Below are 23,775 nucleotides of genomic sequence, written 5' to 3'. Positions count from 1 at the left end.
GAGCGCCCCCGTATGCCGCCTGACATCACGGGCGGGAAACGGAGTTGTTGCGCCTGGGTCTCTTGACACCCACCCCCACGTCGAATGAGCATCGAAGCGCTTCGAATGTGCCTGGCCGCTCCATCGCAAAGGGAACCCCACGTGACCGCACAAACGCCGCCTTCGCCGCCATTCCGCGATCCGCAGCTGCCGATCGCGAAGCGCATCGACGATCTGCTGTCGCGCCTCACCCTCGACGAACGGGTGGCGTTCCTGCACCAGTTCGCACCCGCCGTCGAACGCCTCGGCGTCGCCGCCTTCCGTACCGGCCAGGAGGCGCTGCACGGGGTGGCCTGGATGGGCCCGGCGACCGTCTTCCCGCAGGCGGTCGGTCTCGGCGCGACCTGGAACGAGGAGCTCGTGCACCGCGTCGGCGAGGCGGTGTCCAAGGAGGTCCGGGCGATGCGCGCCCTCGACGACCGCGTCGGCCTCAACGTCTGGGCGCCCACCGTCAACCTGCTGCGCCACCCGCTGTGGGGCCGCAACGAGGAGGGTTACTCGGAGGACCCGAAGCTCACCTCGGCGATCGCCACCGCCTACACCCGCGGCCTGCGCGGCGACCACCCCGTGTACTGGCGCACGGCCCCGGTCCTCAAGCACTGGCTGGCCCACAACAACGAGACGGACCGGGCCACCGCGTCGAGTTCGGTCCGCCCGCGCGTGCTGCACGAGTACGATCTGCGCGCCTTCCGCGAGACGGTCGAGGCGGGCGCGGTGGCCGGTGTGATGCCCGCGTACAACCTGGTCAACGGCCGTCCCAACCACGTCTCGCCGCACCTGGACGACCAGCTGCGCACCTGGACGGACGAGGACCTGCTGGTCTGCTCGGACGCCGGAGCGCCCTCCAATCTGGTCGACTCGGAGCACTACTACGACACCCACGAGGAGGCGACCGCCGCCTCCCTGCTGGCCGGCGTGGACAGCTTCACCGACCACGGCACGGACAGCTCGAAGATCGTCGCCCGACTCCGGGGCGCCCTGGCCCAGGGCCTGCTGTCGGAGGAGGACATCGACAGGGCGGTCCGCCGCCAGCTCTCGGTCCGCTTCCGGCTGGGCGAGTTCGACCCGCAGTACGACCCGTACGCCGGCACCTCGGACTTCGACACCCCGGCTCACCGCGCCCTCGCCCAGGAGGCGGCGGAACAGGCGATCGTCCTGTTGAAGAACGACGACGACACGCTCCCCCTGGCCCCCGGCACCCGGGTGGCGGTCGTCGGCCTGCTCGCCGACGAGTGCAAGGTCGACTGGTACAGCGGCACCCTCATCCACCGCTCGACACCGCTGGAGGCGCTGTACGACCGCTTCGGCGCCGAGCATGTCGAGTTCGCGGAGGGCGTGGACCGCGTACGGCTTCGGACGTCCGCGGGTACCTTCCTGCACGTACCGCCCGCCGAGGACGCGCCCGACGTTGCCCGGGGCGCCGAGGGCGCGCTGGACCCGGCCCTCCTCGCGGGCCGCACCGACCTGCCCGCGCTCACCGCCGACGCCGACGGCACCGCGTTCGCGCTGATCGACTGGGGTGAGGGTCTCCTGACGCTGCGGGCGCCCGACGGCCGCTACCTCTCGGTCGCGGAGGACGGCTTCGTACGGGCGTCGGCGGACCAGCCGGGCGGCTGGGTGGTCCAGGAGACGTTCCGCCTGGAGCCCCACGGGTCGCAGGGGTCGCACGAGAACCGTCACCTCCTCAGGCACGTCGGTACGGGTCGCCACGTCTCCGTCGCCGCCGACGGCGTAAGGGTTGCCGACGAAGAGGAGACCTCTCCGGAGATCTTCGAACTGATCATCGCTGAACGCGGTGAGGAATCGGTGAAGAGAGCGGCCGCCCGGGCGGACGTGGTCGTCGTGGTCGCGGGCAACGACCCGCACATCAACGGCCGCGAGACCGAGGACCGCACGACTCTGCGCCTCCCCGCCCACCAGCAGCGCCTGCTGGACGCGGCCCGAGCCACGAACACCCGAACGATCCTGGCCCTGACCTCGGCGTATCCGTACGCGGTGGACGTATCGGATCTCCCGGCGGCCCTGTGGACCGCGCACGGCGGTCAGGCGGCGGGCACGGCGCTGGCCCGCGTCCTGGCGGGCGACGTCTCTCCGGCGGGCCGCCTCCCGCAGACCTGGTACGCGGACGACGCCGACCTCCCCGGCCTGCTGGACTACGACATCATCGGCTCCCGGCAGACGTACCTCTACTTCGAGGGCACCCCCCTGTTCCCCTTCGGCCACGGTCTGTCGTACGCGTCGTTCGCGTACGCCGACCTGACGGCCGGGGCGGAGGACGACGAGACTCTGCGGGTGTCGTTCACGGTGACCAACACCGGGGACAGCGCGGCGGACGAGGTCGCGCAGCTGTACACACGGGCACCGGACTCGCCGGTGACCCGCCCGCGCAGGGAACTGCTGGCCCACCGCCGTGTCCCCCTGTCACCGGGGGAGTCCGTAACGGTCTCCTTCGAACTCCCGCTCAGCTGCCTGGAGTTCTGGGACGTGGCGATCGGCGGCCGACGCCTCGCCCCGGGCGCGTACGAAATCCTGGCGGGCGCGTCGAGCGAGGACATCCGCGCGCGTACGACGGTCCAGCTGACCGGCACTCCGGCGACGCCCCGGCCGGTGCGCCAACGAGGCCTGGCCGCAGCCGACTTCGACGAGCACAGCGGTGCGGGGATCGTCGACCGTACGAAGGTCTCGGGCGACGCGGTGACACCGGCGGGCGGAAGAGAGGCCGAACTGCTCTACCGGGACTGCGACTTCGGGGAGGGCGTCACGGAGGTCACGGTCGAGGTCGAGGTCGCGGGCGAGGGAGTGGTGGAGGTTCTGCTCGACGGCGACGACAAGCCGACCGTCCTGACACCGACGCCGACGCCGGGCCCGTACGACTACACGACGGTCCGGGCCGCCCTCACCACCGACGGCGTACGCGACGTACGCGTGAGGCTGCGCGGCCCGTTGCGGCTGGCGCACGTCGGCTTCTCCGGCTGAGGGCCCGGAGCGGTCGGCGCATGGAAGGGGTCCGGCACCGGAAGGCATCGGTGCCGGACCCTTTCGTGACGGCGCGTTCGCGTCATCGGCGAGTGTATGTGGAAACGGTTCCCATTATCTAGAGGGCAAGGCCCGTCAGTACGAGGACACGCTCGTACGTGTAGTCGTCCATCGCGAACCTGACGCCCTCGCGGCCGACACCGGACTGCTTGGCGCCGCCGTACGGCATCTGGTCGGCGCGGTAGGACGGCACGTCGCCGATGACGACACCGCCGACCTCCAGGGCACGGTGGGCCCGGAAGGCGACCTGGAGGTCGTGGGTGAACACGCCTGTCTGGAGGCCGTACTTGGAGTCGTTGGCGGCGGCGAAGGCCTCGGCCTCGCCCTCCACCTTCAGCACGGTGAGGACCGGGCCGAAGACCTCCTCGCAGGCGATCGTGGCATCGGCGGGTACGTCGGTGAGGACGGTCGGCGCGTAGGAGGCGCCGTCGCGCTTGCCGCCGACGAGGAGGTTCGCACCGGCCCGTACCGCCTCGTCGACCCACGTCTCGACTCGCTTGGCGGCGTCCTCGCTGACCAGCGGCCCGACGTCGGTCGCACCGTCGGCCGGGTCACCCGTGACCTGGGCCTCGACGGCGGCGACGATGCGGGGCAGCAGCCGGTCGTACACGGAGGCGTCCGCGATGACCCGCTGCACGGAGATGCAGGACTGGCCGCCCTGGTAGTTGGAGAACGTGGCGATACGGGTCGCTGCCCAGTCGAGGTCGGCGTCGGAGGCGTAGTCGCCGAGGACGACCGCCGCGCCGTTGCCGCCGAGTTCGAGGGTGCAGTGCTTGCGCGGCACGGAGTCCATGATCGCGTAGCCGACCTTCTCCGACCCTGTGAACGAGATCACCGGCAGGCGCGGGTCCTGTACAAGGTCGGGCATGCGGTCGTTGGCGACCGGGAGGATGCTCCAGGAACCGGCGGGCAGGTCGGTCTCGGCGAGGAGTTCGCCGATGACCAGGCCGGAGAGGGGCGTGGCCGGGGCCGGCTTCAGGATGATGGGGGCGCCTGCCGCGATCGCCGGGGCGATCTTGTGGGCGCACAGGTTGAGGGGGAAGTTGAAGGGCGCGATGCCGAGGACGACGCCCTTGGGGAAGCGCCGGGTGAGGGCGAGCCGGCCCTGACCGCCGGGGTCGGTGTCGAGGCGCTGTGCCTCGCCGCCGTTGAAACGCCGGGCTTCCTCGGCGGCGAACCGGAACACGGAGACGGCCCGGCCGACCTCGCCGCGGGCCCACTTGATCGGCTTGCCGTTCTCGCCGGAGATGAGCTGGGCGATCTCCTCCGTGCGCTCGGCGAGACGCCGGCTGACGTGGTCGAGGGCGGCGGCGCGGAGGTGGGCGGGGGTCGCGGCGAACTCGTCCCGGACGGCGTACGCGGCGGCGACGGCTTCCTCGACCTGGGCCTCGGTCGGCACGCCGACCCTGCCGACGAGGCGTCCGCCCCAGGGGGAGGTGACGTCGAAGGTGGTCTCGCCGGTGGCCTGGCGGCCGGCGAGCCAGAAGGCGTGGGTGACGGTCGTGGAGGTCATGGATACACGGTAGGGCGGGGAGGGCGGGGGGTTACTTGTCCGGGGTGGAGTGGTGGGGGTGGGAGGTCGGACGGTTTGGCGTGGTGAGGGGCTGACATTCCAGCGCCGGCCGCACCATCCAGCCCGTCCGGCGATTGAGGACGAGGCCCCTTCAGGGCCGAAGGGGGGTCTGGGGGCGCAGCCCCCAGTGGGGGTCCCCCCTCTGGGGGAGGGATGGGACGGGTAGGGGCGGCGGGGGCGAAGAAAACCCCACCCACCCCCGCCTCACTCCCCCACCGCCGCCGTCGTCTTCAGCGCCAGCCACAACTCCATCCGCACGTCCGGATCATCCAGCGACCGCCCCAGAATCTCCTCCACCCGCCGCATCCGGTACCGCAGCGTGTGCCGGTGCACACCAAGGTCCGCCGCAGCCGCGTCCCACTGTCCGTGCCTGGACAGCCACGCCCGCAACGACGCCACCAGGTCACCCCGTCCCGTCGCGTCGTGCGCGAACAGCGGCCGCAGCAACCCGTCCGCGAACGCCCGTACCGCGTCGTCAGCGAGCAACGGCACCACGGACCCCGCAGCCAACTGTTCGTGCCCGACGAGCACCCGCCCCCGCCGCCGGGCCACCGACAACGCCTGCTCGGCCTGCTTGTAGGCCGCCGCCGCGGCGATGGGCCCGGCCGGCCCGGACATCCCCACCACAAGCTCGTCCTCATCACCGGAAGAACCACTGGAACCGCTGGAGCCGCCGGAGCCGGAACCACCGGAGGAACCGAAAGCGGAAGCCGCGGTATCCGTAGCCCGTCGCTCCCTGACGTCCGCCCGGGCCCCCTCCAACGCCGCGGCGAACTCCTCACAGGCCCCCACCGCCGCGCCCCCGTCCACCGCGAGCACCACCAAGCGCTCTCCCTCCGGCACCACCAGCACCGCCTCCCCGGCCCGCGCGGCGGCCGACTCCAGGCACTCGGTGAGCCCGCCCAGCGGATCGCCGTTCGTCTCGGCGGCGACCAGAGCACCGGCCGTGGGCCTGCTCACCGATCCCGTCCCCACCGGCGCCCCCGCCGGAGAAGACGCCGACTCGGCGACGACGATCCGGTACGGCGCGTCGAGCAGCTCGCCGTACAGGTCACCGGCGACGGCGCGCGCGTGGTCGGGTTCGCCGGCCAGCAGCATGCGCAGCACGGCGACCCCGATGCGCTGCTCGGCGGCCTGGAGGGAACGGGACCGCTCGGTGGTGAGCGTCAGCAGGGCGATGGCCGAGTGAAGGGCGTACCGCTCAGCCGTACCCAGCGTGGCGGCCGTGCCGACGGCCAGTGCGGCGCGCGGCCGGCGTCCGGTGCCGAGGGAGTGCAGCTCGACCCGGTCCCGCTCTCCGTCGTCGTCCCCGCCGCCCGCACCCACCACCGCACTCGCCGGCGCGGGCCGCTCCCGCAGCCGTTCCACGTCGGCCGTGAGCCGCGCCGCCCGTCGCCCGGCCCACTCGGGCGCGGTGGCGACGACGGCGCCCGAGGCGTCGTACAACGCGGCCCAGCCGTCGACCTGAGAGGCGAGCGAGGCGAGCAGGCCTTCCGGGCCGTCACTCAGCGCCTGCCGGGTCAGCTCGCGCTGCGCCGCGAATCCGGCGGTCACCGCCCGGTACTGGTCGGCGGCGATGGCTGCCGACACCGCCTTGCTGATGGCGAGGAAGGGCGTGCGGCGCGGGACTTCGAGGAGCGGGAGCCCCTCGTGCTCCGCCGCCTCGACGACCGCCTTCGGGATGTCCGCGTAGTTGACCCCGACGGCGAAGCCGAGTCCGACGACACCTGCCCCGACCAGCCGTTTCACATAGCGCCGCATGACCTCGGCGTCCTCGGCGTCCAGCTGGAGGGCTGTGATCAGGAGCAGCTCCCCGCCCTCCATGTAGGGGACGGGGTCGGCCAGTTCGCTGACGTGCGCCCAGCGCACGGGTACGTCCAGGCGGTCCCCGCCCGCCCGCACGGTCAGCTTGAGCGCGGAGTGGTGGACGAGCGAGGCGAGCGTCGGGGGCATGAGGCCTTCAGGTCTGGGTGATCTCCGTGAACTTTTGGCCGCCGTGTATGAACAGCCTGCGCCGATTCTGCCTCACCGTACGTACCGTGCGCTCCGCTCAGCCCCGCAGATTCACCAACAGTGGAGGGGCATGCTCGCCCTCGACGGTCGTCAGTGACAGCACCGCGTGTCCGGGCGGCACCTCGTGCGCCAGTTCGGACGCCGACCAGCGCTCCCGTTCGACCGTACGTACGGTCACGGCATCGGTCGTGACCGCCTTGCCGGTGACCAGCTTGCGCAGGGCGTGGATGGCGCGGGTCATCGGCTGGTCCGCGAAGACGGTGTGCTTGGCCACGTCCCGGGTCTCGACCCAGGCCGTGCCCCAGGCCTGGGCGAACCGGCCGCCGTCCCAGGTCGTCACGCCGGAGAACGCCATATGGCAGCCGACAGCACCGTAGAGCGGCCCGTGCAGCACCTCCGGGACGTCGCCGATCGTCCGCAGGGCGAGGACGACGCCCGCGTTCTGGGTCCGCAGCCGCTGGACTCGGCGTACCGAACCGGCGGTGACCGTCCCGGTGGCGTCGTCGAGGACCAGGCAGGCGAAGTGGGGGCGCCGTCCGTCGCGTACGACCGCGCAGAACTGGGCGAGGACGAGCCGCGTGATCAGCCGGGCTGCCTCCTCGTGGCCGTGCTCGGGGAGGTCGACGCGGACGCGCAGCGGGTACTGGGCGAGGGAGCGCAGGGAGAAGGGCCGGGCCGTGCCGCCCCCGCCGAAGAAGCCGTCGAAGACCGGCCGGTTCAGCAGCGCGAGCCGGTCGGCGAGGGCCCGGCCGACGTCCGTCGGGCTCGCCGCCTGCCGGATGCGTACGTCGAGTTCGCGCCGCATGACGGTGAACTCGCCTCCCGCCAGGGCGTCCCGCAGGCCGGACAGCGCGGCCGGGTCGCTCTCCAGCAGTTCCCGCAGCACCGGCAGGGCCGGGAAGCGTCCGTGGGCAGCCCGGTAGGGGCCGAGCACCTGGGCGAGGGCGGTGGCCGCGCTCTCGGTGCCGACGGTGTCGAGGTCGCCGACCAGCGCCTCGGCGAGGAAGGAGGCCGCCTCGTCGGCGTCGTCGGAGTCGGCGTACGGGTCGAGGTCGTGGACGGACGAACGGTCACCGATCCGTACGACGACGTCGAACCCCGAATCCGCGGCGAGCGGCGTCCCCGGCGCGGACACCGTGACGAACGCGCACTGCCCGGTGAGCGCCCGCAGAGCCAGCGCCTCGGCCACCGGTTCGATCAGATGCCGTGTCTTGCCCGCACCCGACGGTCCGATCGCGAGCAGGGACGTGCCCAGCACGTCGGGCCCGAGAGCGGCGCCGGCACCCTGATAGACGAGGGGGGCCCGCTCGGCCGCCACCCACCGCCCGATGCGCACCTGCCCCGCGGCCAGGTCGTGGGGCGCGGTACGCCGGGCCAGGTCCCGGGCTCCGGAGGGGTGGACCCAGGCCGCCGCGCCCTGCCGCAGCACGGTGTCCCGGAAGCCCGGGAGCAGCCCGTCCCGCCGGGCGAGCGTCCACGCGTGCTCGACCCGGGCGCAGTCCACGTCGTTCATACGACCGCCGGTCACCTCGGCGGTGAGCAGCTCGGCGGCCTCGTACTGGCCGGCCTCCCGCAGGTCGGGCCACTGCTCGCGCGGCCGGTCGGCGGGTGCGGGTCCGGTGGGCCCGGCGGCGGCCTTGCGGGCTGCGAGCCGCTCCTTCGCGTACGCCCACCAGCCCCCGATCCGCGCGAACGGCCATACGACGAGCAGGGTGATGACGGTGTAGAGGCCGACCTTGAAGGCGGTCGACGCGAACACATCGAACCCGCCGGAGATCAACGCGACGAGGGCGACGACCGCGTCGACGATCGGCAGGGCGTCCCAGCCGGCGCCCGGAAAGGCGTTGGGAAACACGAAGCTGAGCGTGACGAGCGCCCCGAGTGCCGCGAGCAGAGCCCGCGCGGGCTGTGGCCGACGCCCGACGAAGTGCCGGGCGATGTCGGGCCAGCTGCCGAGCCGGCCCATGGCATAGAGCAGTACGAGAAAGAAGGCCCCGTTGTAGACGAGGACGGCCGCGCTGCCCTCCCACCCCTTGGGCGAGACGGTCCCGCCCCACCACCAGTCCTCCGGCGTGAACAGCTTCAGCAGCACCGACTCGTACGGCATCGCGCCCCGCCGCCACAGCGACCACAGGAACAGCCCCACGACGAGCGGCACCAGCAGCCCGACGACGGTGACCGGGGAGAGACGTTCCGCCGCCTGCGCCCCCTTCGGCAGCCGGTACCCGTACCGCCAGATCCCGGGCTCGGTGTCGGGCCGTGGCTCGTTGAGCCACTCGGCGACGGACGCACGAGCGGGCGCGCCCTGCGGCGCCCCCTGCTCGATCGGCCGTGGCGCCCGCCCCGGCCGGGGCGGCACCGATGGCACGTCCGGCGGCCCCGCCGGACGCGGCACAGGATTCGCATGCGTACCCCGCGCGTCCTGCGTCCCGTCGCTGTCCATCGCCCTGCCCCCTGACCAGCCGTTCCGACCACCATCGGTCGACAACGGTCAATCTAACGCTCCCACAAGGGGAGTTCACCGCTTACCGGGCCGACCACACGGAGCGGACCCTGACGCGCACCCCATGCTTCGAGGCTCTTCAAGGGGGCACCCCTCTGTCCACCAAGGACAACGACACGCCCCCACCACTCCCAAACGGTGCATGCCCGCCCCCACCTCCCAGGCCTAGCCTGCGAAGAGAGTCGCGGCGAAAGTCCCGCGTCAGCCCCACCTCAACCTCGCGTCCGTCACGCCCTCAGGAGCCCCTCATGACCTCCCTCCCCCAGGAGCGCCGCGTAGTCACCGCAATCCCCGGCCCGAAGTCGCAGGAGCTCCAGGCCCGGCGTCTCGCCGCCGTCGCGGCCGGTGTCGGCTCGGTGCTGCCCGTCTTCACGGCCCGGGCGGGCGGCGGGATCATCGAGGACGTCGACGGCAACCGGCTGATCGACTTCGGGTCCGGCATCGCCGTGACGTCGGTCGGCGCCAGCGCCGAGGCGGTCGTACGCCGGGCCACCGCCCAGCTCGCCGACTTCACGCACACCTGTTTCATGGTCACGCCGTACGAGGGGTACGTCGAGGTCGCCGAGGCGCTCGCCGAGCTGACACCGGGCGACCACGCCAAGAAGAGCGCCCTGTTCAACAGTGGTGCCGAGGCCGTCGAGAACGCGGTCAAGATCGCCCGCGCCTACACCAAGCGGCAGGCCGTCGTCGTGTTCGACCACGGCTACCACGGGCGTACGAACCTCACCATGGCCCTCACCTCGAAGAACATGCCGTACAAGCACGGCTTCGGGCCGTTCGCGCCCGAGGTGTACCGCGTACCCGTCGCCTACGGCTACCGCTGGCCCACCGGCCCCGAGAACGCGGGCCCCGAGGCCGCCGCGCAGGCCGTCGACCAGATCAGCAAGCAGGTCGGGGCGGACAACGTCGCCGCGATCATCATCGAGCCGTTGCTCGGCGAGGGCGGCTTCATCGAGCCCGCGAAGGGGTTTCTGCCGGCGATCCGGAAGTTCGCCGCCGACAACGGCATCGTCTTCGTCGCCGACGAGATCCAGTCCGGGTTCTGCCGGACCGGGCAGTGGTTCGCGTGCGAGGACGAGGGCATCGTGCCCGATCTGATCACCACCGCGAAGGGCATCGCGGGCGGGCTGCCGCTCGCCGCCGTCACCGGGCGCGCCGAGATCATGGACGCCGCGCACGCGGGTGGCCTGGGCGGTACCTACGGCGGAAACCCTGTCGCCTGTGCGGGCGCGCTCGGCTCGATCGAGACGATGAAGGAGCTCGACCTCAACGCCAGGGCCAAGCACATCGAGGCCGTCATGAAGGCCCGGCTGACCGCCATGGCCGAGAAGTACGAGGTCATCGGTGATATCCGGGGCCGGGGCGCCATGATCGCCATCGAACTGGTCAAGGACCGCACCACCAAGGAGCCCCATCCGGAGGCGACCGCCGCTCTGGCCAAGGCCTGTCACCAGGAGGGTCTGGTGGTCCTCACCTGTGGCACGTACGGCAACGTCCTCCGCTTCCTGCCCCCGCTGGTGATCGGCGAGGACCTCCTGAACGAGGGTCTCGACATCATCGAGCAGGCCTTCACCAGCGTCTGACGCGCTCTCGGCGCTCCTGCGCCCCTCCGCCCCACCCGTTCCTGCCGGCCGACGGGCCCGGATTCCGCTTGTTTCCGGTGCCCGTGCGGGCACCGTCAGAGCGTGTGAAGAAGGTGTGCGAGGAGGATGGCGGGATGCGATTCCGCCTGTCCGATACCCGTCCCCTGCCGTAGGTTCTATCCAGATGAGAGATACACCCCGCTCGCAGGAAACTGTGGGTGGTACCTGGTCGGGGCCTCCCCAGCTTCGATCCGGTCGTGCCCTCGCGCACACCACCGGAACTTCTGGTTCCGGGTCTCCTCACCGGTCGGACAGTCGCCCGCCCCAAACCCCCCGGGGCGTGCGACGACCCGGCCTGATCGGCCGCCCTGGAACTCCCCCCCCTGTTCCAGGGTGGCCGACTTCTCGGAGTCTTCGGAGTCCTCTCTCCGCACTGACCCTCGCGGTCGTCCTCTTCGCGCTGATCACCTGGCAGGTCGCCGTCCACGGCCCCCTGGCCCGCGCGGACGAACGCCTCAGCGGTTCACTCGTCCACCCGTCCCGCGGCTGGGCCCTCCTCGCCGACCTCGGCAGCATCGTGGTCGCCGTTCCCGTCCTCGTCGTGGTCCTGGTGTACGTCGGTCTGCGCGCACGCCGCGCGGGTACGGAACGCTGGTGGCGGGAACCGGTCGGCGCGGCTGTGCTGATGGCGGCCGTACCGGCGATCGTCGTTCCGATGAAGGAACTGGTCGCCCGGTCCGGGCCGCCGGTCATGGGTCCCGGCACCGGGTTCTACCCCTCCGGTCACACCGCGACAGCCGTCGTGGCCTACGGCTCCGCCACGCTGCTCCTGCTGCCGTGGCTGCGCCGTACGTACGCCCGTCGGCTCGTCCTGATCGGCTGCCTCGCTCTCAACGCCGCCGTCGCCGTCGGGCTGGTCGTCCGCGGTTACCACTGGCCGCTGGACGTGGTGGCGAGCTGGTGCCTGTGCGGGGCGCTGCTGATCCTGCTGCGGCTGTTCGTCCGCAGGCCTTCGCCTTCACATTCGCCTTCACCCTGATCCCAGCTGTTGGCTGTGCGGCACACCGGACGACACGCCTACGCACCACATGCCCACGGTTCGCGTCGACCGCACGGACGGCCGACGAGAGCGTGGTCACGCGGGAATCAGACAACCGCGAGAGTCTCGGGCATCACCTGCCTTCGTCGGTCGCCAGACCCGCCGCCGCCTCGTGCATGGCCAGTTCGAGGAGTGCCGGGTCGGTGAGGGTGCCGGAGCCGTCCGGCGGGATCAGCCAGCGGACGCCGCCGGTCGCGCGTCCCGGGTACGGGACGACGATCCACGTGCCGCGTCCCGCCGTACGCACCCCCGTGCCCAGCCAGCGGGCCGCGGTGCCCGGTGGCACGAAGAACCCCATCCGGGAGTCGCCGAAGTCGACGAGCACCGGGCCGGGCTGGTCGATGACACGGGAGAGGACGTCGAGGGTCGGGTAGCCGAGTTCACCCGGCAGGATCAGTACGTCCCAGGCCTTGCCTGCGGGCAGCAGCGCGATCCCCAGGGGATTGCGCTCCCATTCCCAGCGACAGGCCTCGGGATCCGGAGCAACGGACGCCAGCCACTCGACCGCCGTTTTCGCCCCTGTCATGAGGGACCTCCCTTTCTCTGTGAACGCTGGTCGCGTCACGAGAGAGAGGGAGGTTTCCCGGGAGCATTACGCGGGTTCCGCCATACCGTGGGAGTGAATCAGATCACAGCCGATGAGCTGGGCGTACGCCTGTGGATCACTGCGCTCCGCACGCGCCCTGGGGCCGCCCTAGCTGTCGAACCCCAGCCCCAGCCGATCCATGGTCTTCAGCCACAGGTTGCGCCTGCCGCCGTGTGCGTCCGCCCTGGCCAGCGACCACTTGGTGAGGGCGATGCCCGTCCAGGCGAACGGCTCGGGCGGGAACGGCAGCGGCTTCCTGCGGACCATCTCCAGCGACGTACGCTCCGTGCGCTCCCCCGCCAGCAGGTCAAGCATCACGTCCGCGCCGAAGCGGGTGGCGCCCACGCCGAGGCCGGTGAACCCCGCCGCGTACGCCACCCTGCCCGAGTGCGCGGTGCCGAAGAACGCCGAAAAGCGCGAGCAGGTGTCGATCGCGCCGCCCCACGCATGCGTGAAGCGGACGCCCTCCAGCTGCGGGAAGCAGGTGAAGAAGTGGTCGGCCAGCTTGGCGTAGGTCTCCGGGCGGTCGTCGTACTCGGCGCGCACCCGGCCGCCGTACGGATAGATCGCGTCGTAGCCGCCCCACAGGATGCGGTTGTCGGCGCTCAGCCGGAAGTAGTGGAACTGGTTGGCGCTGTCCCCCAGGCCCTGCCGGTTCCGCCAGCCGATGTCGGCGAGCTGCGTCTCGTTCAGGGGTTCGGTCATCAGCGCGTAGTCGTAGACCGGGACCGTGTACGCCCGTACGCGCTTCACCAGGTTCGGAAAGATGTTCGTACCGAGCGCGATCCGGCGGGCCCGGATCGACCCGTACGGCGTGCGTACGGCCATACCGGCGCCGTACGTCCGCAGGGTGAGGGCCGGGGTGTGCTCGTAGACGCGGACGCCGAGCCGCAGGCAGGCCCTCTTCAGGCCCCAGGCCAGTTTCGCCGGGTTGAGCATGGCGACACCGGTGCGGTCGTGCAGGCCGGCCAGGAAGGTGGGGGACGCGACCTGTTCCCGTACCGCCTCCGTGTCCAGGAACTCCATGCCGGTCGCGAGGCCTTTGCCCGTCAGCTCCTCGTACCAGGCGCGGAGTTCGGTGGCCTGGTGCGGCTCGGTGGCGACGTCGATCTCGCCGGTGCGTTCGAAGTCGCAGTCGAGGGAGTGCCGGGCGACCGACTTCTCGATCTCGTCCAGGTTCCGCGCGCCGAGTTCCTGGAGCCGGTGGATCTCGTCCGGCCAGCGGGCCAGGCCGTTCGCCAGGCCGTGGGTGAGGGAGGCGGCGCAGAAGCCGCCGTTGCGGCCCGAGGCGGCCCAGCCCGCCTCGCGGCCCTCGACGAGCACGACGTCCCGCTGCGGGTCGCGCTCCTTGGCGATCAGCGCGGTCCACAGCCCGCTGTACCCGCCGCCCACCACCAGCAGATCGCAGCTCTCGGCGCCGGTGAGGGCGGGCTCGGGGTGCGGCTTGCCGGGATCGTCCAGCCAGTACGCGACCGGCTGGGCGTCCGAAAGGGATTTCGTCCAGCGATTTACGTTTCCATGGGTCATGGCGCTTGGGGCCATGATTCCAACTCCCTACGAATGACGAGGAAAGGCTATGCGCTCTTCTGCCTGTTTCGGCGGTTGCCGATGACCATTCCGGTCAGTACGAACAGTACGGCGATCAGGAACATGGCCGTACCGATGACATTGATCTGAACGGGTGTTCCGCGCTGCGCCGAACCCCAGACGAACATGGGGAAGGTGACGGTCGAGCCCGCGTTGAAATTGGTGATGATGAAATCGTCGAAGGAGAGCGCGAAGGCGAGCAGCGCGCCCGCCGCGATTCCGGGGGCGACGATGGGCAGGGTGACGCGTACGAAGGTCTGCACCGGGCCCGCGTAGAGGTCCCGCGCGGCCTCCTCAAGGCGCGGGTCCATCGACATCACGCGTGCCTTCACGGCGACGACGACGAAGCTGAGGCAGAACATGATGTGGGCGATCAGGATCGTCCAGAAGCCCAGCTGCGCGCCCAGGTTGAGGAACAGGGTGAGCAGCGAGGCCGCCATGACGACCTCGGGCATCGCCATGGGGAGGAAGATCAGGGAGTTGACGGCGCCCCGCGCGCGGAAGCGGTACCGCACCAGCGCGAAGGCGATCATCGTGCCGAGGACCGTCGCCCCGACGGTCGCCCAGAAGGCGATCCGCAGGCTGAGCGAGAGCGAGCCGCACATGCCGGCGACCCCGCAGGGATCACGCCAGGCGTCCGTCGAGAACTGCTGCCACTCGTAATTGAAGCGGCCCTTCGGTTTGTTGAAGGAGAACACCGTGACGACGACGTTCGGCAGCAGCAGATAGCCGAGTGTGACGAGTCCCGCGATGACGACGAAATGGCTCTTGAGCCAGCGCCCGATCGAATTCACGAAGGCCATTTAAACCAGGTCCTCCGTCCCGGACTTGCGGATGTAGAGAGTCACCATGATGAGGATCGCGGCCATGAGGATGAAGGAGAGCGCGGCGGCCGTCGGATAGTCGAGGATGCGCAGGAACTGCGTCTGGATGACGTTGCCGATCATGCGGGTGTCGGTGGAGCCGAGCAGGTCGGCGTTGACGTAGTCGCCGCTCGCCGGGATGAAGGTGAGCAGCGTGCCGGAGACGACACCCGGCATGGACAGCGGGAAGGTGACCTTGCGGAAGGTCGTGAACGGCCTGGCGTAGAGGTCGCCGGCCGCTTCGTGCAGCCGCCCGTCGATGCGTTCGAGCGAGGTGTAGAGCGGCAGGATCATGAACGGCAGGAAGTTGTACGTCAGACCGCACACCACCGCGAGCGGCGTCGCCAGCACCCGGTCCCCGGCCGTGATGCCGAGCCAGCTGGTGACGTCCAGGACGTGCAGCGAGTTGAGGGCGCCGACGACCGGGCCGCCGTCCGCCAGGATCGTCTTCCAGGCGAGCGTACGGATCAGGAAGCTGGTGAAGAACGGCGCGATGACCAGGATCATGATCAGGTTGCGCCAGCGGCCCGCGCGGAACGCGATCAGATACGCGAGCGGATAGCCCAGCACCAGGCAGAGGATCGTGGCGGCGCCCGCGTACAGCACCGAGCGCAGGAACTGCGGCCAGTAGTCGGTCAGGGCGTCCCAGTAGGTCGCGAAGTGCCAGGTGACCTTGTAGCCCTCCTCCAGCGAGCCCGTCTGCACGGACGTGGAGGCCTGGTAGACCATCGGCAGCGCGAAGAACACGAACAGCCAGAGCAGACCGGGCAGGAGCAGCCAGTACGGCGTCCAGCGGCCTCTTCGGCGCGGGGGCTTCTTCGTCGGCGTCGGCACCAGGGGCGGCGCGTCGGCGGTCGCGGTGGCCATCAGGCAACCGCCTCTTCGTCGACCGTCTCGACGCCCGCGTCTATGTCCTGATCCGCGTCCAGGCCGAAGGTGTGGGCCGGGTTCCAGTGCAGGACGACCTCCGCACCCGGGGCCAGCCTGGCGTCGCGGTCGATGTTCTGGACGTACACCTCGAACTCGGGGCAGACGGGGCTGTCGATGACGTACTGCGTGGAGACGCCGATGAAACTGGTGGCGGCGATCTTCCCGGTGATGCGGTTGCGGCCGGCCGGGATGTCACCGGCGTCGTCCGCGTGCGTCAGGGAGATCTTCTCGGGGCGGACCCCGACCAGCACCTTGCCGCCGGTCCTGGTCGGCGCGGAACATCGGGCCTCGGGGAGCAGGAGTTTGCCGCCGCCCGCCTTGAGGACGATCTCGTCACCGCTCTTGGCGTCCACCTCGGCCTCGATGAGGTTGGAGGTGCCGAGGAAGTTCGCGACGAAGGTGGTCTGCGGGTTCTCGTAGAGATCGGCGGGCGACCCGAGCTGCTCGACCCGGCCCGCGTTCATCACAGCGACCGTGTCGGCCATCGTCATGGCCTCCTCCTGGTCGTGCGTGACATGGACGAACGTGATGCCGACCTCGGTCTGGATGCGCTTCAGCTCCAGCTGCATCTGGCGGCGCAGCTTGAGGTCGAGGGCGCCGAGCGGTTCGTCGAGGAGCAGCACCCTGGGGGTGTTGATCAGCGCGCGGGCCACGGCGACCCGCTGCTGCTGGCCGCCGGAGAGCTGGTGCGGTTTCTTGCGCGCCTGCTCGCCGAGCTGTACGAGCTCCAGCATGTCCTCGACCTGCTTCTTCACCGACTTGACGCCGCGCCGGCGCAGACCGAAGGCGACGTTCTCGAAGATGTCGAGGTGCGGGAAGAGGGCGTACGACTGGAAGACGGTGTTCACCGGCCGCTTGTACGGCGGCAGGTTCGTGACCTCCTGGTCGCCCAGGAAGACGGTCCCGGAGGAAGGTTCCTCCAGGCCGGCGATCATCCGCAGGGTGGTGGTCTTGCCGCAGCCGGAGGCACCGAGCAGCGCGAAGAAGGAGCCCTGGGGGACGGTGAGGTCGAGGGGGTGTACGGCGGTGAAGGAGCCGTAGGTCTTGCTGATCCCGGAGAGACGGACGTCGCCGCCGTGGTCTGCTGTGCTGGTGCTGGTCATGGTGTGGTCCTTGGGGAGTCGGAGGGGTTTCGCACCGCTGGGGGCAGGAGTGGCTACGCCCCTGTCAACTTCGCGAACTTCTCCTCGTACGCCGTCTCTTCCTTCTGGCTCAGCAACCGGAAGGCGTGGGACTTCGCGGCCATCGCCGCGTCGGGAATGATCAGCGGGTTGTCCGCCGCGTCCTTGTCGATCTTCGCGAGGTAGGGCTTCACTCCGTCGACGGGACACACGTAGTTGATGTACGCGGCCAGTTCGGCGGCCGGCTGGGGCTCGTAGTAGTAGTCCATGAGCCGCTCGGCGTTCGTCTTGTGGCGCGCCCTGTTGGGGATCAGCATGTTGTCGCTCGACGTGATGTAGCCGCTGTCCGGGATGATGAAGTCGATGTCCGGGCTGTCCGCCTTGAGCTGGACCACGTCACCCGCCCAGGCGATACAGGCCGCGAAGTCGCCCGAGGTCAGGTCGGCCGTGTAGTCGTTGCCGGAGAAGCGGCGGATCTGGCCCTTGTCGACGGCCTTCTGGAGCCGGGCCACGACCGCGTCGTAGTCGTCGTCGGTGAACTTCGCCGGGTCCTTGCCCATGTCGAGCAGGGTCATACCGATGCTGTCGCGCATCTCGGAGAGGAACCCGACACGCCCCTTCAGCTTGGGGTTGTCGAGCATGTCGGAGACCGACTTCACCTCGACGCCGTCCAGCGCCTTCTTGTTGTAGGCGATGACGGTCGAGATGCCCTGCCAGGGGTAGGAGTAGGCGCGGCCCGGGTCCCAGTCGGGGCTGCGGAACTGCTGTGACAGGTTCGCGAAGGCGTGCGGGAGGTTCGAGGCGTCCAGCTTCTGGACCCAGCCGAGCCTGATCAGCCGGCCGGCCAGCCAGTCGGTGAGGACGATGATGTCCCGGCCGGTGTCCTGGCCCGCCGCGAGCTGCGGTTTGATCTTGCCGAAGAACTCGACGTTGTCGTTGATGTCCTCGGTGTACTTGACCTTGATGCCGGTCCGCTCGGTGAACGCGTCGAGCGTGGGGTGGTGCTTTTCGCTCTCGTCGACGTCCATGTACTCGGTCCAGTTGGAGAAGTTGACGGTCTTCTCCTTGGCCGAGTGGTCGTCCGCGGAGACGCCTCCCGCGGTCTGGCCGGCCGCGGGGATGCCGCAGCCGGTCAGCGCACCGAGGCCGCCGGCCACCAGGGCGCCGCCCGCGGAGGCTCGCAGCAGGGACCGGCGGGTCAGGGCGGCCCTGCCGTTGCGGAAGCTGCGCCGCATGGCGGCCACCTGGGCAGGGGAAAGGCGGTCGGGCTCGTACTGCTCCATGCGCGTGATGCCCTTTCGGGAGGGTGATTCGGCCGCTGGTCGGTCGGCCTGTGTCCTGTCAGCGGTCCCCGAAGATCGTGCGGTGCCAGTCCTTGCGGGCAATCGCGGTGTTGTCGAACATGACGTGCTTGATCTGTGTGTACTCCTCGAACGAGTACGTGGACATGTCCTTGCCGAAGCCGGACGCCTTGTACCCGCCGTGGGGCATCTCGCTGATGATCGGAATGTGGTCGTTGACCCACACGCAGCCCGCCTTGATCTCGCGGGTGGCGCGGTTCGCCCGGTAGACGTCCCGGCTCCAGACGGAGGCGGCCAGCCCGTAGGGCGTGTCGTTGGCGAGCCGGATGCCCTCGTCGTCGGTGTCGAAGGGCAGGACGACGAGCACCGGCCCGAAGATCTCGGACTGGACGATCTCGCTGTCCTGGGCGGCGTCGGCGATCAGTGTGGGCCGGTAGTAGGCGCCGCTCTTCAGCTCCCCCTCGGGAACCTCGCCGCCTGCCACCACGCGCGCGTAGGCACGCGCCCGCTCGACGAAACCGGCGACCCGGTCGCGCTGCGCGTGCGAGATGAGCGGCCCGAGATCGGTGCCCGCGGCGAACGGATCACCGAGCCGGACGGTGTCCATGAGGGCGGCCGTTCTCGCGACGAACTCCTCGTACAGCGGCCGTTGCACGTACGCGCGCGTGGCGGCCGTGCAGTCCTGCCCGGTGTTGATGAGCGAGCCCGCGACAGCCCCGTTGACGGCGGCGTCGAGATCGGCGTCGTCGAAGACGACGAAGGGTGCCTTGCCGCCCAGTTCCAGATGGAGCCGCTTGACGGTGGCGGTGGCGACCTCGGCGACACGCTTGCCGACCGCGGTGGACCCGGTGAAGGACGTCATGACGACATCGGGATGCCCGACGAGGTACTCACCGGCTTCTTTGCCGGTCCCGGTGACGACATTGATCACCCCGTCCGGAATGCCGGCCGCGGTGGCCGCCTCGGCGAAGAGGAGCGAGGTCAGCGGGGTCAGCTCGGCGGGCTTGAGCACGATCGTGTTGCCGGCCGCGATCGCCGGGAGGATCTTCCAGGCGGCCATCTGGAGGGGATAGTTCCAGGGCGCGATGGACCCGACGACACCGATGGGCTCCCGGCGGACGTACGAGGTGTGGTCACCGGAGTACTCCCCGGCCGACTGTCCCTGGAGGTGCCGCGCGGCGCCGGCGAAGAACGCGGTGTTGTCGATGGTCCCCGGCACGTCGAACTCGCGGGTCAGCTTGAGCGGTTTGCCGCACTGGAGGGACTCGGCGCGCGCGAACTCCTCGGCGCGCTCGGCGACGACCGCGGCGAAGCGGTGCAGCGCGTCGGAACGCTCGCCCGGGGTGGCCCCGGCCCAGCCGGGGAAGGCCGCGCGTGCGGCGGCGACGGCGGCGTCCACGTCGTCGTGACCGGCCAGCTCGTACGTGTAGACCGCGTCGCCGGTGGCTGGATCGACGACCGCGTGCGTACGGCCCGAGGTGCCGCGTGTCAGACGGCCCGCGATGTACTGCGCGCCGGCCGCGAGCCGCTCCTGTGCCGGGAAGCGATGGCCCGGAATGTGCATGTCGCTCTCCTCCGTCGCCCGCCCCGTGCTGCGGGGGTCAACGTAGCTCCAGGTCGATTTGAGTGCCGATCCTGACAGAGTAAATGTCCTCCAACAAGTGATTCCGTTGTTTCCTTTTGGTTACGCGACGGAATCTGTCGACGAGGTGTCCAGCGGGATGGGAAATGGAGGGACGCGATGTCAGTGGTGGCTGCAAGACTCGCGTGCATGGGGAAACTCGCTGCGAACACCGCCAAAGACGCGAACACCGCCAACCCGGAGCAGTCCGGGCAGATCGATTCATTGGAGGACCTGACCAGGGAAGTCCGTGCGGGGGCCCGGGTCAAGTACCTGCACTTCTGGGGACACCGCCCCCGCCCGGACGGCCGCGTGGGGGCGAGCTGTCTCAGCCAGTGGTGGCCGGCCGCGTTTTCGGTCGACGGGGTGGATTACGCGACGGCCGAGCACTGGATGATGGCCGCCAAGGCCCGCCTGTTCGAGGACGCGGAGGCGGAGCAACGGGCGATCTCGGCACCGAACCCGGCACTGGCGAAGAAGGCCGGCCGGCTCGTGCGCGGCTTCGACGAGGCCGTGTGGAAGCGCGAGCGGTTCGAGATCGTGGTCGAGGGAAGCGTCCACAAGTTCGCCGCCCACAGTGACCTGCAAGGCTTTCTGCTGGGCACGGGCGAGCGTGTACTGGTCGAGGCGAGCCCGGTCGACCGCGTGTGGGGCATCGGCCTCGCCGCGGACGACGAGGCGGCGATGGACCCCGAGCGGTGGCGAGGGCCGAACCTGCTCGGGTTCGCACTGATGGCGGCACGGAAACGGTTGCGGGGCTAGGGCTGGGCCGGCGCCTGTCCCGGGGCCCACGCCACCGACACGGGGTGCGGATTTCGCACCGGCCGCCCTTCCCTGCCGCTCGGCTCCGCCTGCTCGACCCGGCCCGTTCGACCCACTCACTGGGCCTGCTCGCTAGACCTGCTGGGACAGAGAGGTCGAGTAACCGCCGTCGAAGTCGTTCGCGGACCCCTCTTCGTTGAACGCGATGACGAGGACGCCGACCGTCACGGCGAGGACGATGGCGACGCCACCGCAGATGATCCCGGCCAGCGCCTGGCCCCCGTTGGTCGCCTGGCCCCGGCGGGCCCTGCCACGGGCGATCAGGCCGAACACCACGGCGAGGATGCCCAGGATGATCGCCAGCGGCCAGAGGCAGAAGAAGACAGCCGAGACGATGCCGACCACCAGCGAGGCCGTACCCATGCCGTTCATCGGCTGGGGCGCCATGGGGGCCCAGCCGTAGCCGGTGCCGCCGTACATCGGGGGCACGGACTGCGCGGGACCGGGAACGACGTAGCCGGACTGCTGCGGGTAGCCGTAGTCCTGCCGTTCGGACGGATAGGCCGGGTAGGACGGGTAGCCGTACGGGGCCTGTCCGGGGCCGTCGGGTGCTATGGGCGGCGGAGGGACCGGCTCGCCCGGCGCGGCGGGCTGGGCGTAGGAGGCGTGCGGGGTGGGCGGCGCGAACGGGTTGTCCTGCGGGGTCCCGGCCGCGGAAGCGCCGGGGGGCGCGAACGGGTTGGCCCAGGGCTGGGAGGCCTGGGGTACGGGCGGGCCGGTGTGGGCGCCCGGCGGGGGCGTGGTGGCCGCGGGCGTCGAGGTGACCGTGGGGTGGTGGTGGACGCCGGGGGGTGGCGGGGTGGTGTCGCCGTTGTTCCAGAACACCGTGCTGCCGGGGCCCTCAGGGGCCGGACCCGAGCGAGGGACCTCCGCTGTCGGCGGTGCCCAGGGATTGAACTCGGCGTCGGAAACGGTCGTGCCGCCGGTGGCGGATCCGGCCGGAGGCTTGTCCAGCGGGACCCGCGCGGGGGTGCCGCTCGCGGGGCTTTCGCTGACGGTTTCCCCGGTCGCCGCGCCCTCGGAACTCGCCCCCTCCGCGGGGATGTTCTCCGGTGGGTGCGGTGGCTGCGCGGCGTCGGTCATGCGTGGGGTCCCCTCGTTCGTGCGTTCCGTCATGCTACGGCCCGCGATCACAGGCCGAGGGGGCACCTCCGCCCTGCCCGCCCCGCCCTGGGACGGAATCCACAGGCGTCTCCTCGCGAGCCCGGCCTACGATGATCCCCGAGTCATCGATCAGCCGATCACCCGCGTCCCGCCGACCTTCGCACGATCCGGGGCGCCGTTCCCGGGGAGGAACCCTTGAGCGACCACCACCAGCCTGCCCCAGCCGCAGCCAACGACCCGCACGCCTTCATCGCCGGGCTGCCCAAGGCCGAACTGCACGTCCACCACGTCGGCTCCGCCTCCCCCCGGATCGTCTCGCAGCTGGCCGCCCGCCACCCCGACTCCGAGGTGCCCACCGATCCCGAGGCACTGGCGGACTTCTTCACGTTCACGGACTTCGCCCACTTCATCAAGGTGTACCTGTCCGTCGTGGACCTCGTCCGCACGCCCGAGGACGTACGGCTGCTGACGTACGAGATCGCCCGGGACATGGCCCGGCAGCAGGTCCGGTACGCCGAGCTGACCATCACCCCGTTCTCCTCGACCCGCCGCGGCATCGACGCGCGCGCCTTCATGGACGCGATCGAGGACGCCCGGAAGTCGGCCGAGGCCGAGTTCGGGACCGTACTGCGCTGGTGCTTCGACATCCCCGGCGAGGCCGGACTCGAAGCGGCCGAGGAGACCGTGCGGCTCGCCACCGACGACCGGCTGCGCCCGGAAGGGCTGGTCTCGTTCGGGCTCGGCGGGCCCGAGATCGGCGTACCCAGGCCGCAGTTCAAGCCGTACTTCGACCGGGCGATCGCCGCCGGACTGCGGTCGGTGCCGCACGCCGGCGAGACCACCGGTCCCGAGACGGTCTGGGACGCGCTGAACCACCTGCGCGCGGAACGCATCGGGCACGGCACGAGTTCCGCGCGGGACCCCGAACTGCTCGCGCACCTCGCCGAGCAGCGGATCGCCCTGGAGGTCTGCCCGACCTCCAACATCGCCACGCGCGCGGTCCGTACGCTCGACGAGCACCCCATCAAGGAGTTCGTGCGGGCCGGCGTCCTCGTCACGATCAACTCCGACGACCCGCCGATGTTCGGCACCGACCTCAACAGCGAGTACGCGGTCGCCGCCCGGCTGCTCGACCTCGACGAGTGGGGTCTCGCCGACCTCGCCAAGAACGCCGTCGAGGCCTCCTTCCTCGACCCGGCGGGCAAGGCCGCGCTGGCCGACGAGATCGACACCTACACCTCGGCATGGCTCGCCCCCTGAGAAACACCACCGGCCCCGCCCACGCACAATGGGCCCATGCAGAACGTGACCGCCGTGGCCCACCGCGGCGACCCCTACCGCGTCCGTGAGAACACGGCCGACTCGCTGCGTTCCGCGCTCGACCGGGGCGCGGACGCGGTCGAGATCGACGTACGGCTCACCCGGGACGGCGTGCCCGTGCTGCTGCACGACGCGACGCTGAAGCGGCTGTGGGAGCGGGACCGGCCACTGGCCGTACTGTCGGCGGCCGAGGTGCGCGGGCTGACGGACGACGGGGTGCCGACGCTCGCGGAGGCGCTGGCCGTGACCGAGGGCAGCCGGGTGATGATCGACCTGCCGGGCTCGCCGGATGCGCGGGCGGTCCGGCGGGTGACGGACGTGGTCCGGGAGTGCGCGGCGGCAGAACGCGTGTACTACTGCGCGGACGCCCCGGCGATGCTCGCGGTGCGCGCGGCCGCCCCGTCCGCCGAGATCGCCCTGACCTGGAAGAGCGTCGCGCCGCCCCGCCCCGCCCTGCTCGCGGCGGTACGCCCGCGCTGGCTCAACTACCGCTTCCCCCTGGTCGACCGACGGCTCGTGGCACGGGTACACCGGGACGGTCACCTGCTGTCGGTGTGGACTCCGGACACCCGCCGTTCCATCCGGCGGCTGCTGGACGCCGGCGTCGACTCGATCACCACCAACCGGATCGACACGTTGTGCGCGCTGCGCAAGGGGTGACGCGGCTCGGCTGC

The 23,775-nt window shown here is 70.8% G+C and carries 16 protein-coding genes and 1 pseudogene; 6 read left to right on the top strand and 11 right to left on the bottom strand.

Going from position 1 to position 23,775, the window contains the following annotated elements; genetic code table 11:
• The first annotated feature begins 141 nt into the window (after positions 1 to 141).
• On the top strand, positions 142 to 3,015 hold the full coding sequence (locus tag G3I71_RS34425) for a glycoside hydrolase family 3 C-terminal domain-containing protein (RefSeq protein ID WP_164320926.1): 2,874 nt from the start codon (positions 142 to 144) through the stop codon (positions 3,013 to 3,015).
• Positions 3,016 to 3,133: 118 nt separating this feature from the next.
• Here the strand turns inward: G3I71_RS34425 and G3I71_RS34420 are convergent, their stop codons facing one another.
• The 3 genes from G3I71_RS34420 to G3I71_RS34410 form a co-directional block, all read right to left on the bottom strand.
• Positions 3,134 to 4,588, bottom strand: coding sequence for an aldehyde dehydrogenase family protein (locus tag G3I71_RS34420; protein ID WP_164320924.1), 1,455 nt, complete (start codon positions 4,586 to 4,588; stop codon positions 3,134 to 3,136).
• Positions 4,589 to 4,852: 264 nt separating this feature from the next.
• Positions 4,853 to 6,601, bottom strand: a complete 1,749-nt coding sequence (locus tag G3I71_RS34415; protein ID WP_164320922.1) for a PucR family transcriptional regulator — start codon at positions 6,599 to 6,601, stop codon at positions 4,853 to 4,855.
• A 97-nt stretch (positions 6,602 to 6,698) separates the two neighbouring features.
• The gene (locus G3I71_RS34410; RefSeq protein WP_164320920.1) at positions 6,699 to 9,104 is read right to left on the bottom strand and encodes an ATP/GTP-binding protein; all 2,406 of its coding nucleotides are present in this window, start codon (positions 9,102 to 9,104) and stop codon (positions 6,699 to 6,701) included.
• A gap of 308 nt (positions 9,105 to 9,412) precedes the next feature.
• Here G3I71_RS34410 and gabT point away from each other — a divergent pair, with 308 nt between their 5' ends.
• Together gabT and G3I71_RS34400 are read left to right on the top strand one after the other, a co-directional pair.
• Positions 9,413 to 10,747 carry a 4-aminobutyrate--2-oxoglutarate transaminase gene (gabT, locus tag G3I71_RS34405; RefSeq protein ID WP_164320919.1) on the top strand — a complete coding sequence of 445 codons (1,335 nt, stop codon included), beginning with the start codon at positions 9,413 to 9,415 and terminating at the stop codon, positions 10,745 to 10,747.
• Between the two features lie 340 nt (positions 10,748 to 11,087).
• Positions 11,088 to 11,786: a phosphatase PAP2 family protein gene (locus G3I71_RS34400; protein ID WP_343243148.1), complete on the top strand. Its 699-nt coding sequence runs from the start codon at positions 11,088 to 11,090 to the stop codon at positions 11,784 to 11,786.
• A 133-nt stretch (positions 11,787 to 11,919) separates the two neighbouring features.
• On the opposite strand, the gene G3I71_RS34395 is transcribed toward G3I71_RS34400, so the two are convergent.
• The 7 genes from G3I71_RS34395 to G3I71_RS34365 form a co-directional block, all read right to left on the bottom strand.
• On the bottom strand, positions 11,920 to 12,372 hold the full coding sequence (locus G3I71_RS34395) for a hypothetical protein (RefSeq protein ID WP_164320915.1): 453 nt from the start codon (positions 12,370 to 12,372) through the stop codon (positions 11,920 to 11,922).
• A gap of 168 nt (positions 12,373 to 12,540) precedes the next feature.
• Positions 12,541 to 13,974: an FAD-binding oxidoreductase gene (locus tag G3I71_RS34390; RefSeq protein ID WP_164320913.1), complete on the bottom strand. Its 1,434-nt coding sequence runs from the start codon at positions 13,972 to 13,974 to the stop codon at positions 12,541 to 12,543.
• A gap of 32 nt (positions 13,975 to 14,006) precedes the next feature.
• Complete coding sequence (locus G3I71_RS34385) at positions 14,007 to 14,822, bottom strand: ABC transporter permease (protein WP_164320911.1); 816 nt, start codon at positions 14,820 to 14,822, stop codon at positions 14,007 to 14,009.
• Positions 14,823 to 15,749 carry an ABC transporter permease gene (locus tag G3I71_RS34380; RefSeq protein WP_164320909.1) on the bottom strand — a complete coding sequence of 309 codons (927 nt, stop codon included), beginning with the start codon at positions 15,747 to 15,749 and terminating at the stop codon, positions 14,823 to 14,825. It abuts the gene before it with no gap.
• Positions 15,749 to 16,915, bottom strand: coding sequence for an ABC transporter ATP-binding protein (locus G3I71_RS34375; protein WP_164320907.1), 1,167 nt, complete (start codon positions 16,913 to 16,915; stop codon positions 15,749 to 15,751). The genes G3I71_RS34380 and G3I71_RS34375 overlap by 1 nt, the downstream gene beginning before the upstream one ends.
• A 53-nt stretch (positions 16,916 to 16,968) precedes the next feature.
• Positions 16,969 to 18,216, bottom strand: coding sequence for a spermidine/putrescine ABC transporter substrate-binding protein (locus G3I71_RS34370; RefSeq protein WP_164320906.1), 1,248 nt, complete (start codon positions 18,214 to 18,216; stop codon positions 16,969 to 16,971).
• 58 nt (positions 18,217 to 18,274) lie between these two features.
• A complete protein-coding gene (locus tag G3I71_RS34365; RefSeq protein WP_164320903.1) occupies positions 18,275 to 19,798 on the bottom strand; it encodes a gamma-aminobutyraldehyde dehydrogenase in 1,524 nt (507 codons plus the stop codon).
• Between the two features lie 177 nt (positions 19,799 to 19,975).
• On the opposite strand from G3I71_RS34365, the gene G3I71_RS34360 reads away from it, so the two are divergent.
• Complete coding sequence (locus G3I71_RS34360) at positions 19,976 to 20,617, top strand: NADAR family protein (protein WP_164320902.1); 642 nt, start codon at positions 19,976 to 19,978, stop codon at positions 20,615 to 20,617.
• A 132-nt stretch (positions 20,618 to 20,749) separates the two neighbouring features.
• Here G3I71_RS34360 and G3I71_RS34355 read toward each other — a convergent pair whose 3' ends face one another.
• Positions 20,750 to 21,760 carry a DUF4190 domain-containing protein gene (locus tag G3I71_RS34355; protein WP_164320900.1) on the bottom strand — a complete coding sequence of 337 codons (1,011 nt, stop codon included), beginning with the start codon at positions 21,758 to 21,760 and terminating at the stop codon, positions 20,750 to 20,752.
• Between the two features lie 97 nt (positions 21,761 to 21,857).
• On the opposite strand from G3I71_RS34355, the pseudogene G3I71_RS34350 reads away from it, so the two are divergent.
• Positions 21,858 to 23,041, top strand: a pseudogene (locus G3I71_RS34350) (adenosine deaminase).
• Positions 23,042 to 23,077: 36 nt separating this feature from the next.
• Entirely contained in the window at positions 23,078 to 23,761 is a 684-nt protein-coding gene (locus G3I71_RS34345) for a glycerophosphodiester phosphodiesterase (RefSeq protein ID WP_164320896.1), read from the top strand.
• The last annotated feature ends 14 nt before the right edge of the window (positions 23,762 to 23,775 follow it).

Origin of the sequence: Streptomyces sp. SID12501 (genome assembly GCF_010550245.1) — a bacterium.
Taxonomy (GTDB): Bacteria; Actinomycetota; Actinomycetes; order Streptomycetales; family Streptomycetaceae; genus Streptomyces.
Note: the sequence above shows the minus strand (reverse complement) of the source record. Positions and strands in the feature narration are given on the sequence as shown.